Source organism: Streptomyces sp. L500 (genome assembly GCF_054551825.1).
Map to the genome: position 1 here is coordinate 59,360 of NZ_JBTOLC010000031.1, position 12,078 is coordinate 71,437.

Annotated in this window: 12 protein-coding genes and 1 pseudogene; 4 read left to right on the plus strand and 9 right to left on the minus strand. The window is 73.6% G+C overall.

What is annotated here, in order from left to right:
• Window positions 1-46: 46 nt before the first annotated feature.
• The 3 genes from ACX9I7_RS24115 to ACX9I7_RS24125 are packed head-to-tail and all read right to left on the minus strand — an operon-like array spanning window position 47 to window position 2,101.
• The gene (locus tag ACX9I7_RS24115) at window positions 47-967 is read right to left on the minus strand and encodes an NAD kinase (RefSeq protein ID WP_189457231.1); all 921 of its coding nucleotides are present in this window, start codon (window positions 965-967) and stop codon (window positions 47-49) included.
• Complete coding sequence (locus tag ACX9I7_RS24120) at window positions 964-1,770, minus strand: TlyA family RNA methyltransferase (protein ID WP_358622797.1); 807 nt, start codon at window positions 1,768-1,770, stop codon at window positions 964-966. Before ACX9I7_RS24120 ends, ACX9I7_RS24115 begins: the two co-directional genes overlap by 4 nt.
• A 13-nt stretch (window positions 1,771-1,783) precedes the next feature.
• The gene (locus ACX9I7_RS24125) at window positions 1,784-2,101 is read right to left on the minus strand and encodes a hypothetical protein (protein WP_459388469.1); all 318 of its coding nucleotides are present in this window, start codon (window positions 2,099-2,101) and stop codon (window positions 1,784-1,786) included.
• Between the two features lie 69 nt (window positions 2,102-2,170).
• On the opposite strand from ACX9I7_RS24125, the gene ACX9I7_RS24130 reads away from it, so the two are divergent.
• Window positions 2,171-2,518: a sterol-binding protein gene (locus tag ACX9I7_RS24130; protein WP_459388470.1), complete on the plus strand. Its 348-nt coding sequence runs from the start codon at window positions 2,171-2,173 to the stop codon at window positions 2,516-2,518.
• Here ACX9I7_RS24130 and ACX9I7_RS24135 read toward each other — a convergent pair.
• From ACX9I7_RS24135 to ACX9I7_RS24145, 3 genes are read right to left on the minus strand one after another with little or no spacing between them, the layout of a single operon-like run.
• The gene (locus ACX9I7_RS24135; RefSeq protein ID WP_459388471.1) at window positions 2,466-3,311 is read right to left on the minus strand and encodes an ABC transporter ATP-binding protein; all 846 of its coding nucleotides are present in this window, start codon (window positions 3,309-3,311) and stop codon (window positions 2,466-2,468) included. The two genes, ACX9I7_RS24130 and ACX9I7_RS24135, sit on opposite strands and share 53 nt — an antisense overlap.
• Before the next feature lie 26 nt (window positions 3,312-3,337).
• Window positions 3,338-4,393, minus strand: a complete 1,056-nt coding sequence (locus ACX9I7_RS24140; RefSeq protein ID WP_459388472.1) for a FecCD family ABC transporter permease — start codon at window positions 4,391-4,393, stop codon at window positions 3,338-3,340.
• The gene (locus ACX9I7_RS24145; RefSeq protein ID WP_459388473.1) at window positions 4,390-5,433 is read right to left on the minus strand and encodes a FecCD family ABC transporter permease; all 1,044 of its coding nucleotides are present in this window, start codon (window positions 5,431-5,433) and stop codon (window positions 4,390-4,392) included. The genes ACX9I7_RS24140 and ACX9I7_RS24145 overlap by 4 nt, the downstream gene beginning before the upstream one ends.
• Window positions 5,434-5,492: 59 nt before the next feature.
• On the opposite strand from ACX9I7_RS24145, the gene ACX9I7_RS24150 reads away from it, so the two are divergent.
• Both ACX9I7_RS24150 and ACX9I7_RS24155 read left to right on the plus strand, forming a co-directional pair.
• A complete protein-coding gene (locus ACX9I7_RS24150; RefSeq protein WP_387576933.1) occupies window positions 5,493-6,527 on the plus strand; it encodes an ABC transporter substrate-binding protein in 1,035 nt (344 codons plus the stop codon).
• 29 nt (window positions 6,528-6,556) lie between these two features.
• Window positions 6,557-7,402: a siderophore-interacting protein gene (locus tag ACX9I7_RS24155; RefSeq protein WP_459388474.1), complete on the plus strand. Its 846-nt coding sequence runs from the start codon at window positions 6,557-6,559 to the stop codon at window positions 7,400-7,402.
• A 64-nt stretch (window positions 7,403-7,466) separates the two neighbouring features.
• Here the strand turns inward: ACX9I7_RS24155 and ACX9I7_RS24160 are convergent, their stop codons facing one another.
• Window positions 7,467-8,498: an HAD hydrolase-like protein gene (locus tag ACX9I7_RS24160; protein WP_459388475.1), complete on the minus strand. Its 1,032-nt coding sequence runs from the start codon at window positions 8,496-8,498 to the stop codon at window positions 7,467-7,469.
• Between the two features lie 76 nt (window positions 8,499-8,574).
• On the opposite strand from ACX9I7_RS24160, the gene ACX9I7_RS24165 reads away from it, so the two are divergent.
• Complete coding sequence (locus tag ACX9I7_RS24165) at window positions 8,575-9,873, plus strand: DUF1015 family protein (protein ID WP_387576927.1); 1,299 nt, start codon at window positions 8,575-8,577, stop codon at window positions 9,871-9,873.
• 66 nt (window positions 9,874-9,939) lie between these two features.
• Here the strand turns inward: ACX9I7_RS24165 and ACX9I7_RS24170 are convergent, their stop codons facing one another.
• Together ACX9I7_RS24170 and ACX9I7_RS24175 are read right to left on the minus strand one after the other, a co-directional pair.
• Window positions 9,940-10,749 carry a hypothetical protein gene (locus tag ACX9I7_RS24170; protein WP_459388478.1) on the minus strand — a complete coding sequence of 270 codons (810 nt, stop codon included), beginning with the start codon at window positions 10,747-10,749 and terminating at the stop codon, window positions 9,940-9,942.
• A 30-nt stretch (window positions 10,750-10,779) separates the two neighbouring features.
• A pseudogene (locus ACX9I7_RS24175) lies at window positions 10,780-11,937 on the minus strand (hypothetical protein); the annotation flags it as partial.
• Between the last annotated feature and the right edge of the window lie 141 nt (window positions 11,938-12,078).

Consider the following 12,078-nt stretch of genomic DNA (forward strand, 5'->3'; position numbering starts at 1 on the left):
GTCTCCCGCGCCCGGCGGCGCGGGATGGGGGGTACGGCCCGGCGGCCTAGTGCGGCGCCCCCCGCCACCCCGCCACGGGAAGGGCGAACTTCGCGACCAGACGGTCCGTGAACGAGGCATGGTGGAGCCGCGCCAGCCGAACCGGCACGGCTCCCCGCCGCACCTCCACCCGCGCCCCCGCCGGCAGCTCCACACTCCGCCGCCCGTCGCACCACAGCACGCCCTTCGGCGTCTGCGGCTGCACCTCCACCGCCAGCACCGAGTCCGGCGCCGTCACCAGCGGCTTGGCGAAAAGAGCGTGGGCACTGATCGGCACCATCAGCAGCGCCTCGACCTCCGGCCACACCACGGGCCCACCCGCCGAGAAGGCGTAGGCCGTCGACCCGGTGGGCGTGGCGCACACCACCCCGTCCCCGCCGAAACGGGAAACCGGCCGCCCGTCCACCTCGGTCACGACCTCCAGCAGCCGCTCCCGCGCCGCCTTCTCCACCGACGCCTCGTTCAGCGCCCAGTCGGTGTGCACGACGCGCCCGTCCGTACGGACCAGCACGTCGAGGGTCATCCGCTCCTCGACCTCGTAGGCACAGGTGACCACCCGGTCGACGACCTTGTCGAGGTCGTCGCGCTCGGCCTCCGCGAGGAAGCCGACCCGCCCGAGGTTGACGCCCAGCATGGGCACCCCCGAGCTGCGCGCGAACTCCGCGCCCCGCAGCAGCGTGCCATCGCCGCCGAGCACGACCAACAGCTCACAGCCCGCCAGAACGTCGCCGCACCCCGGCCCGGCCTCGACGCGCTCGACCGCGGCCGGCAGCGGCAGGTCCGCGGCCTCCTCGGCGAGCACCCGCACGCCGATGCCGCAGCGCAGCAGCCCCTGGACGACGAGTTCGGCGCTGCGGATCGCCGCCGGGCGCCCGGTGTGGGCGAGCAGGAAGACAGTACGTCCGGATGGTGCTTCTGAAGTGGTCAACGGGGCCCCTCCGCCACTGCACGGTCGACATCCGCCGGGTCCAGTTGAGGCGCACCGGCGCGCAGCCACAGAAAGTACTCGACGTTGCCGGACGGCCCGGGCAGCGGGCTCGCGGTAACCCCGAGTACGCCGAGCCCGAGCTCGGCCGCGCGCCCGGCGACCGCGCGCACCGCCTCGGCCCGCAGCTCGGCGCTGCGCACCACGCCGCCGGCGCCGAGGCGTTCCTTGCCGACCTCGAACTGCGGCTTGACCATGAGGACGAGGTCCGCGTCGGGCGCGGAGCAGCGCACGAGCGCGGGCAGCACCAGTCCGAGCGGAATGAAGGACAGGTCACCGACGACCAGATCGACTGGCTGGTCGTCGATCTGCTCCAGCGTCAATTCGCGTACGTTCGTACGGTCCTTCACGGTGACGCGCTCGTCGCTCTGCAGGGACCAGGCGAGCTGCCCGTAACCGACGTCGACGGCGACGACGTGCGCGGCACCGGACCGCAGCAGCACGTCGGTGAACCCGCCGGTGGAGGCGCCGGCGTCGAGCGCGCGGCGCCCCTCGACCTTCAGGCCGAGCGGCACGAAGGCCGCCAGCGCGCCGGCGAGCTTGTGGCCGCCGCGCGAGACGTAGTCGGGGTCGCTGTCGTCCTGGGAGACGACGATGGCGGCGGCGGTCTCCACCTGGGTGGCGGCCTTGGTCGCCGTCGTCCCTCCTACGGTCACCCGGCCGGCGGCGATCAGCTGGCTCGCGTGCTCGCGGGAACGGGCCAGCTTGCGGCGCACCAGCTCCGCGTCGAGTCGGCGGCGGGTCACTGCCACGGGCGGTTCAGCTCCTGTTGTCGTACGGACGTGCGGGGCCGGGCGGCGGCCCCGGGGGCCGGTCGAGCGCGCCGAGCGCGTCGCGCAGCCCCTGGTGTACATCCTCGTACACCGCGAGGTGACCGCTCGCGTCGAGGTGGTCGGCGTCCGCGAGCCGGGCCAGGTGGGCGTCCACGCCGGGGTCGCCGGTGGGGACGCGCTCGACGCCGAGCGGCTGAGGCTCCGGGGCCTCCGGTGCCTGCACGGCGGCCCCAGGAGTCTCCGGATCCCCCAGGGACTCCAGGGCCTCCAGAGGCTCCGGAGAGAGCGGTGTCGAGTCGGTCATGAACCCGACGCTACCCGGTCGCGGGTGTTACTCCTGCGTTCCCGCCCGCCTGGGGTACCGTCCATGGCGATGGCGACGATCGATGAGTGCCGGGGCGCACTCGACCGGCTGGCGGAGCACCTCGCGGGCGCGAGCGGCGAGCTCCGGGCCGCCGCCACGCCCGACCGCTCGCTCAGCTGCCATGTGACGGACCTGGACGTCACCTTCGTGGGACATCTCCGGGAAGGGCACCTCAAGGAGGTGCGGACCGTGGAGGGCGTCCCGGAGCGGCGGGCGGAGATCGCCCTGGAGATGACCGGGGACGATCTGGTGGCCCTGGTCGACGGAAAGCTGAACTTCGCGCGGGCGTGGGCCGGTGGCCGGGTCAGGCTGAAGGCGGGCCTGCGGGACGTGCTGCGGCTGCGCTCGATCCTGTAGCCCCCGTCGGCACCCGCCGCGCCGCCGGCACGACGAGCGGGGTACCGGTCTGCGGGTCGTCGATGACCTGGCAGCGCAGCCCGAAGACCCGTTCCACGAGCTCGGCCGTCACGATGTCGCCGGGCGCTCCCTCGGCGACGACGCGCCCGTCGCGCATGGCTATCAGGTGGGTGGCGTAGCGGGCCGCGTGGTTGAGGTCGTGCAGAACGGCCACAAGGGTCCGGCCCTGGTTCTCGTGGAGTTCGGCGCACAGGTCGAGGATCTCGATCTGGTGCTGGATGTCGAGGAAGGTCGTCGGCTCGTCGAGGAGCAGCAGCGGGGTGCGCTGGGCGAGGGCCATGGCGATCCACACGCGCTGGCGCTGGCCGCCGGAGAGTTCGTCGACGTACCGGTCGGCGAGGGCGGCGACGCCGGTGGCGGCCATCGACTCCTGGACGATCCGCTCGTCCTCGGGCGACCACTGCCGCAGCAGCCCCTGGTGGGGGTGGCGGCCGCGGGCGACGAGGTCGGCGACGGTGATGCCGTCGGGCGCGACCGAGGACTGCGGCAGCAGGCCGAGCGTACGGGCGACCTTGCGGGCCGGGTACGAGCCGATGGCGGCGCCGTCGAGCAGGACGGCGCCGGCCCGCGGCTTGAGCATCCGGGACAGGGCGCGCAGCAGGGTGGACTTGCCGCAGGCGTTGGGGCCGACGATGACGGTGAAGGAGTTGTCGGGGACGGCGACGGAGAGGTCCTCCGCGATGACCCGCCCGTCGTAGGCGAGGGTGACGGATTCGGCGGACAGCCGGCTCATGGGGTTCTCTCCTTGTGCGTACGTGCTCATACCCGTCCCGCCCTGCGCTCGGTGTGGAGCAGCCACAGCAGGTAGCAGCCGCCGAGCATGCCGGTGAGCGCGCCGACGGGCAGTTGGTCGGCGCCGAAGAGGCGTTGGGCGGTCCAGTCGGCGCCGACCAGCAGGGCCGCGCCGGTGGAGGCGGCGGCGGTGAGGCTGGGGCCCGGTGAGCGGGTGAGGCGCCGGGCCAGCTGGGGCGCGGCGAGGGCGACGAAGGAGATGGGTCCGGCGGCGGCCGTGGCGACGGCGGTGAGCAGGACGGCGGCGCCCATGGTGACCAGCCGGGTCCGTTCGACGGGCACGCCGAGCGCGTAGGCGGAGTCGTCACCCATCTCCAGCATGCGCAGGCTCCGCCCGTGGCCGAGGACGGCGGGGACGAGCACGGCGCAGACGCCGAGCAGGGGCCAGACCTGGCCCCAGTCACGGCCGTTGAGGGAGCCGACCATCCAGACGGTGGCGCGGGCCGCGTCGGTGAGGTTGGCCTTGGTGAGCAGGTAGCCGATGACGGCGACGAGGACGGCGGACATGGCGATGCCGACGAGGACGAACCGGTGGCCGTGCACGCCGCGCTGCCAGGCCAGGGCGTAGATCGCGGCGCCGGAGAGCAGCCCGCCGGCGACGGCTCCGGCGGCGACGGCCGTGGGGTCGCCGTGGAAGAGGACGATGACGGTGAGCGCGCCCACGGAGGAGCCCTGGCCGAGGCCGATCACGTCGGGGCTGCCGAGCGGGTTGCGGGAGACGGACTGGAAGACGGCGCCGGCCAGTCCGAGGGCGGTGCCGACCAGGAGGCCGACGAGGACGCGCGGCAGCCGCAGGTCGTGGACGATGAACTCCTGCGCGTCGGTCCCGCCGCCCGTGAGGGTGCGGAGGACGTCGGCGAAGGTCATGGGGTAGTCGCCGGTGCCGATGAGGGCGACAGAGGCGGCGAGCGCGGCGGCCGCCAGCAGGGCCACGACGAGCACGGCGCGCGGCGCGACGCGCACGGAGAGACCGCCACGGGTGCGCAGCGCGCGGACCGGCCGCGGGGATTCGGGGACGTTCACAGCTGGGCCATCCTCCGGCGGCGTACGAGGTGGATGAAGACGGGTCCGCCGATCAGCGCGGTGACGATGCCGACCTGGAGTTCGGAGGGGCGGGTGAGGATCCGGCCCGCGATGTCCGAGCCGAGGAGGAGCACGGGTGCGAGGACGGCCGCGTAGGGCAGGACCCAGCGCAGGTCGGGGCCGGTGAAGGAGCGGACGACGTGCGGCACCATCAGGCCGATGAAGACGACGGGCCCGCAGGCGGCGGTCGCCGCGCCGCACAGGAGGGTGACGGTGAGCAGGGCGAGGACGCGGGTCGCGGTCAGCCGGGTGCCCAGGGCGCGGGCCTGGTCGTCGCCGAGGGCCATGGCGTTGAGCGGCCGTGCCAGGAGCAGGGCGAGCACGATGCCGACGACGGCGAAGGGGGCGATCTGCCGGACGACGGTGGCGTTGGCGGAGGCCAGGGAGCCGACGGTCCAGAAGCGCATCCGGTCCAGGGCGGCGGTGTCCATCAGCTGCACCGCGTAGACGTAGCCGTTGAGCGCGGCCGTCACGGCGGTGCCGGCGAGGGCGAGGCGTACGGGTGTGGCGCCCCGGCTGCCGCCCAGCGCGTACACCACGACGGAGACGGCGGCGGCGCCCAGGAAGGCGAACCACACATAGCCGGTGAGCGAGGTGACGCCGAGGAAGCTGACGCCGGAGACGACGGCGGCCGCGGCCCCGGCGTTGATGCCGAACAGCCCGGGGTCGGCGAGGGGGTTGCGGGTGAGGGCCTGCATCACCGTGCCGGCGAGGCCGAGTCCGGCGCCGACGAGCAGCCCGAGGGCGGTGCGGGGGACGCGGACGTCGCGGACGACCACGTCGGCGTCGGCGCCGGTGTAGTGGAACAGCCCGTGCCAGACCTGGTCGACGGGGATCTGCTTGGCGCCGACGGCCAGGGACGCGACGACGACCAGCAGGAGCACGCCCGTCGAGACGACCAGCCCGGCGAGGCGCCGGGCGCCTCTGCCGCGGGGTACGGCCTCGGGGGCGGTACCGGTTTGGGGAGAAGTGTCAGCCAACACCTGGTTAGGTTAGCCTACCCTCACACTCTTGATCCTCACGGAGAGAAGCACCACCCATGAGCACCCCCCGCATCGCGAACCCCTCCCGCCGAGGACTCCTGGCCGCCGGCGGCGCCCTGGGCCTCGGCGCCCTCGTCACCGCCTGCGGGGGCGGCGGATCGTCGGACTCCGGTGAGGAGAGCGGACAGGCGGCCGGCAAGAAGGGCCCCTGGACCTTCAAGGACGACCGCGGACAGACCGTCAGGAAGGACCGGACGCCGCGCCGCATCGTCGCCTTCACCGGCACCGCGGCCGCCCTCCACGACTTCGGCGTCGCATGCGTCGGCGTCTTCGGCCCCACCAAGCTCAAGGACGGCAAGCCCGACCCCCAGGCCGGCGACCTCGCCGTCGACAAGCTCACCGTCCTCGGCAACGCCTGGGGCGAGTTCAACGTCGAGAAGTACGCCGGGCTGAACCCCGACCTGCTCGTCACCAACATGTACGAGCCGGACGCGCTCTGGTACGTGCCCGACGACAGCAAGAAGAAGATCCTGGCCCTCGCCCCCAGCGTCGCCCTCACCGCCTCCCGCGTCCCCATGCTGGAGATCGTCAAGCGCTACGCGGCCCTCGCCGGATCCCTCGGCGCGGACCTGAAGGACCGCAAGGTCACCGACGCCAAGGCCCGCTTCGAGAAGGCCGCCGAGACCCTGCGCAAGGCCGCCAAGGGCAACCCCGTCAAGGTCATGGCCGCCTCCGGCAGCGCCGACCTCTTCTACGTCTCCAACCCGGCCGTCAACGCCGACCTCATGTACTTCCGCGAGCTCGGCGTCGACTTCGTCGTCCCCGAGAAGACCGACCAGGGCGGCTACTTCGAGAGCCTCAGCTGGGAGAACGCCGACAAGTACCGGCCCGACGTGATCCTGCTGGACAGCCGCACCTCCGCCCTCCAGCCCAAGGACCTCGCCGCCAAGCCCACCTGGGAACGGCTCCCCGCCGTCAAGGCCGGCCAGGTCACCCCCTGGCTCAGCGAGCCCCGCTTCTCCTACGCCGGCTGCGCGCCGCTCCTCGAGGGCCTCGCCGCGGCCGTCGAGAAGGCCAAGAAGACCTCCTGACCCCGCCCCCGGAAAGGACCGCCCCCGCGATGAGCGACGCCGCCCCCACCCCGCCCTACCGCTGGTTCGACCTCCACGTCATACGGACCGAGCGGGTCAGCCCCTCGCTCGTCCGCGTCACCCTGGGCGGGGACCGCCTCGGCGACATGGTCACCGACGGCCGCGACCAGCGCTTCAAGCTCTTCCTGCCACAGCCCGGCCAGGACGCCCCCGTCCTCCCGGACGACCTGGGCACCGGCTGGTACGCGGAGTGGCGCCGCCAGGACCCGGCGGTCCGGGCCGTCATGCGCTCGTACACCGTGCGCGAGCTGCGCCACGACCCGGACGAGCTGGACGTCGACTTCGTCCAGCACGGGGACGGCGACGGCCACCGGGGCGGGCCCGCCTCGCTCTGGTCCCGCACGGCCCGCCCCGGCGACCGCGTCGCCGTCCTGGGCCCGGGGGCCGAGGACAACGGCGGCGCCGACTTCCAGCCGCCGGCCGGCACGGACTGGGTGCTGCTCACCGCCGACGAATCCGCGCTGCCCGCCGTCGCGGGCATCCTCGCCTGGCTCCCGGCGGGCACCCCGGCCCGCGTCTGGATCGAGGTCGGCCACCCGGACGACGTCCAGGACCTCAAGACGGAGGCCGACGCGGACATCACCTGGCTGATCCGCGGCACCCACCGCGAGGCGCCCACCCTGGACGCCGTCCGCGCCGCGGACCTGCCCCCGGGCACCCCCTACGCCTGGATCGCCGGCGAATCCGGCACCGTCCGCGCCCTCCGCCGCCACCTCGTGGGCGACCGCGGCATCGACCGCCGCGCGATCACCTTCACCGGCTACTGGCGCCGGGGCGCCACGGAGGAAGACCTCCTGGCGGAACTCACGGGCTGAGCGGATCTGGGGCCCGGGGACGGGGGCGAAGCCCCTCACCCCCGCCCGGACCCGCCCGCCCCCGCTACCAGCCCAGCCGCGCCAGCGCCTTCCCCGCGTCGAGGGCGCAGGAGCCCTCGCCCGCCGCCGTCCACGCGGCGGCGCACAGCGCCCGCAACGCGTCGATCCGCTCACCCTCGCCGTCGAGCGCGAGCTCACCGTCCTGGACGGACGCCGTCCACCCGCCACAGCGGAAACCCTCACCGGCGGAGCCGGAAACCGAGGGCTGCGGCTCCAACAACCCCCGCAGGTCCTCCGCCACGAACGTCGGCCGGTGCTCCGGCCGCGCCGCGAGCAGCGTCGCGGGCGTCGTCACCCCGGTCAGCACGAGCAGCGAGTCCACACCGCCGACGAACGCCCCCTCGATGTCCGTGTCGAGCCGGTCGCCGACCACCAGCGGCCGCTCCGCCCCGGTCCGCAGAATCGTCTCGCGGTGCATCGGCGGCTGCGGCTTCCCCGCCACCTGCGGCTCGGCCCCCGTGGCTATCCTCACGACCTCCACCGCGGAGCCGTTCCCCGGCGCGATACCGCGCGCGCTCGGAATGGTCAGGTCCGTGTTCGAGGCGAACCACGGCAGTCCCCGCGCCACCGCGTACGACGCCTCCATCAGCCGCGACCACGGCATGTCCGGCCCGCCGTACCCCTGCACGACCGCGGCCGGATCGTCGTCCAGCGACTCCACCGGCACCAGCCCGCGCTCCCGCAGCGCGACCCGCAGCCCCTCCGCGCCGATCACCAACACCCGGGCCCCGGACGGCAACTGATCGGACATCAGCCGCGCCACCGCCTGCGCCGAGGTGATCACATCACCCGGCTCCGCCGGAATGCCCAGCTCCGTCAGATGCCCGGCCACGGTCCCCGGCGTCCGCGCCGCGTTGTTCGTCACGTACGCGAGGTGCATCCCGCCGTCCCGCGCCGTGCCGAGCGACTCCACGGCGTGCGCGATCGCCTCACCACCGGCGTAGACCACGCCGTCGAGGTCGAGCAGGGCCGTGTCATAGGCCGTGCTCAGCGGCCGCTCGCTGCCGTCGGGCCGGGTCCGGACACTGTCGTTCATGGGGTGATCGCTCCTCTGTGCTGCATGTCTCTTCCCGGATCATTGCCGATCCGGCCCTGGGACATAACATTTCACAATGAGCACTCCAGGCCACGGCACCGGCGAATCCGCAGCACGCGGGCTCCGGCTCGCGCCCTTCCGAGGACTGCGCTACGTTCCCGAACGAGTGGGCAGTCTCGCGGCGGTGACCTCCCCGCCGTACGACGTCGTCGTCCGCCCCGACGGCCTGCGCCTCCTGGAGACCGCGGACCCGTACAACATCGTCCGGCTCATCCTCCCCCAGGCCGCCACCGCCGCCGACCGCCACCGCCAGGCCGCGGACACCCTGCGCCGCTGGCAGGACGAGCGGGTGCTCGCCCCCGACCCCGAACCCGCGCTCTACGTCTACGAGCAGCGCGGCGAGGGCATACTCCAGCGCGGCCTGATCGGGGCCCTGCGGCTCACCCCGCGCGAGGAGGGCGTCGTCCTGCCCCACGAGGACGTCATGCCGCACATCATCGAGGACCGCGCCGCGCTGATGCGCGACACCGCCGCCAACCTGGAGCCCCTGCTCTTCTCCTACCGCGGCGACGACGACGGCACCGAGAGCACGGCGGCCGTCATCGAGCGGGTGATCCTCACGGACCCCCTGTTCTCCACCACGACCGACGACGGCTACGCCCACCGCCTGTGGTCGATCACCGACGCCCGGGACCTCGCCCTCATCGACGAGGACCTCTCCCACCGGCACGCCCTCATCGCCGACGGCCACCACCGCTGGGCCACCTACCTGCGCCTGCGCTCCGAGCAACCCGCACCCGGCCCCTGGGACTTCGGCCTCGTCCTCCTCGTGGACACCGCCCGCTACCCCCTGCGTGTCCGGGCCATCCACCGGCTGCTCCACAAGCTCCCCGTCGGGACGGCCCTGGAGGCGCTGGGCGGCGCCTTCCGCGTCCGCACGATCGACGGCCCGCTGGAGGACGCCCTCGGCGCCCTCGCGGAGGCCGCCGCCGGACCGGGCAACGCCTTCGTCCTCGCCGGCGACGGCCGCTTCCACCTCCTGGACCGCCCGGACCCGGCCCTGCTCGAACGGACCGTCCCCGCCGACCGGCCCCGGGCCTGGCGCGAGCTGGACGCGACGGTGCTCCACTCACTGCTGCTGGAGCACATCTGGAACGTGCCGGACGACCCGGAGCACATCGGCTACATCCACGACACGTCGGCGGTCGTCCGGCAGGCCGTGCGCCACGGGGGGACGGCCGTGCTGATGCACCCCGTCCACGAGGACGTCGTGCGCGAGCTCGCCGAGCAGGGCGTGACGATGCCGCGCAAGTCGACGTCGTTCGGCCCCAAGCCGGCGACGGGCCTGGTGCTGCGGAGCCTGGCCCTGAACTGAGCGGATACGCGTGGAGGGCGGCACCCCGGGATGGGGTGCCGCCCTCCTTGTCGATCACGTCAGTGATCAGCCCTGGCTGCCGGACTCCTCGTCCTTGGCGTCCTTGGCCTCTTCGACGTCCTTGGCCTCGGCGGGCTCGGCCGCCTCGTCCTTGACCTCGACCTCGACCTCGGCCTTGGCCTCGGTCTCGGCGTCCTCCTCGAGGGCGTCCGTGAACTCCACGCCGTCCAGCTCGGCGAGCCGGTCGGAGGCGTTGGTCGTGCCGCCCTGGTCCGCCTCGAGAGCCTTGGCGAACCACTCACGGGCCTCGGTCTCACGACCGACCTCGAGCAGCGCGTCGGCGTAGGCGTACCGCAGGCGCGCGGTCCAGGGCTGGACGGCGTTCGACGCCAGCTCGGGGCTCTGGAGCGTGACCACGGCGGCCTCGGCCTGGCCCATGTCCTTACGGGCGCCGGCGGCGACCAGGCGCATCTCGACCTGACCCGCCTTGTCCAGCTTCTGGACCTCGGGCTCACCGGCCATGGCCAGGGCACGCTCCGGGCGGCCCATGCCGCGCTCGCAGTCGGCCATGATCGGCCACAGCTCGACGGAACCGGTCATGCGGCGCGCGGCACGGAACTCGGCGAGGGCCTCGGAGTACTGGCCGGTCGCGTAGGAGGCGAAGCCGGCGGCCTCGCGCACGGCGGCGACACGGGAGGCGAGCCGCAGGGCCACGCGGGAGTAGGCGTACGCCTGCTCGGGCTCCTCGTCGAGGAGGTTGGCGACCATGACGAGGTTGCGGGCGACGTCCTCGGCGAGCGTCTTGGGCAGGCTCATCAGCTCCTGCCGCACGTCGGCGTCGATCTCGTCGCCGGTCACGTCCTCGGGGATCGGCAGCCGCTTCACCGGCTCGCGGTCACCACGGTCCCGGTCCCGGTCGTCACGACGGCCGTAGCCACCGGAACGCTCGTCGCGGCCACGGTAGCCGCCGCCCTGGCGGTCGTCACGGAAGGAACGACGGGGGCCACGGTCGTCGCGACGGTCGTCGTCACGGCGCGGGCCACGGTCGTCACGGCGGAAACCGCCACGGTCATCGTCACGACGGGGACCACGGTCATCGCGGCGGAAGCCACCACGGTCGTCATCGCGACGCGGGCCACGGTCATCGCGGCGCTCGTCGCGACGGAAGGACGGGCGGTCGTCACGACGCTCATCGCGGCGGAAGCCACCACGGTCGTCATCGCGACGCGGGCCACGGTCATCGCGACGGTCGTCACGGCGGAAACCACCGCGCTCGTCGTCACGGCGGAAGGACGGGCGGTCGTCGCGGCGCTCGTCACGGCGGAAACCGCCACGGTCGTCATCACGGCGCGGGCCACGGTCATCGCGACGGTCGTCGCGACGGAAACCGCCACGGTCGTCGTCACGGCGGAAGGACGGGCGCTCGTCGCGGCGGTCATCGCGGCGGAAGCCACCACGGTCATCGTCACGACGGGGGCCACGGTCGTCACGGCGGAAACCGCCGCCGGCGCGGTCGTCACGGCGGGGACCGCGGTCATCGCGACGCTCGTCACGGCGGAAGGACGGGCGGTCGTCGCGGCGCTCATCGCGGCGGAAACCGCCACGGTCGTCATCACGGCGCGGGCCACGGTCATCGCGGCGCTCGTCGCGACGGAAACCGCCACGGTCGTCGTCGCGACGGCCGAAGCCGCCACTACCGGGACGACCACCACGGTCATCGCGGCGGAAACCGCCGCCAGTGCCGCCAGTGCCGCCAGTGCCGCCGGCGCGGTCGTCACGACGGGGACCGCGGTCGTCGCGGCGGAAGCCACCACGGTCGTCATCACGGCGCGGGCCACGGTCGTCACGGCGGTCGTCACGACGGAAAGGCGGACGGTCGTCACGACGCTCATCGCGGCGGAAACCACCACGGTCATCGTCACGACGGGGACCACGGTCGTCACGGCGGAAACCGCCGCCGGCGCGGTCGTCACGGCGACCGAAACCGCCGCCGCGCGGGCCGCGGGGGCCTCCACCGCGACGCGGCTCGCCGCCCGAGCGACCGTCGGGAGAGTTGGTGGACATCGACGTGACTCCTGTCTTGAGGTACCGCAGTCATTCTCACGCACCCTGATGGCGGGCGCGCTTCGGGGAAAAACAAAAAGGACCCTTGGTCCCAGCGTGAACGCTGGGACCAAGGGTCCTTGAAAGATTGTTCGGCGGCGT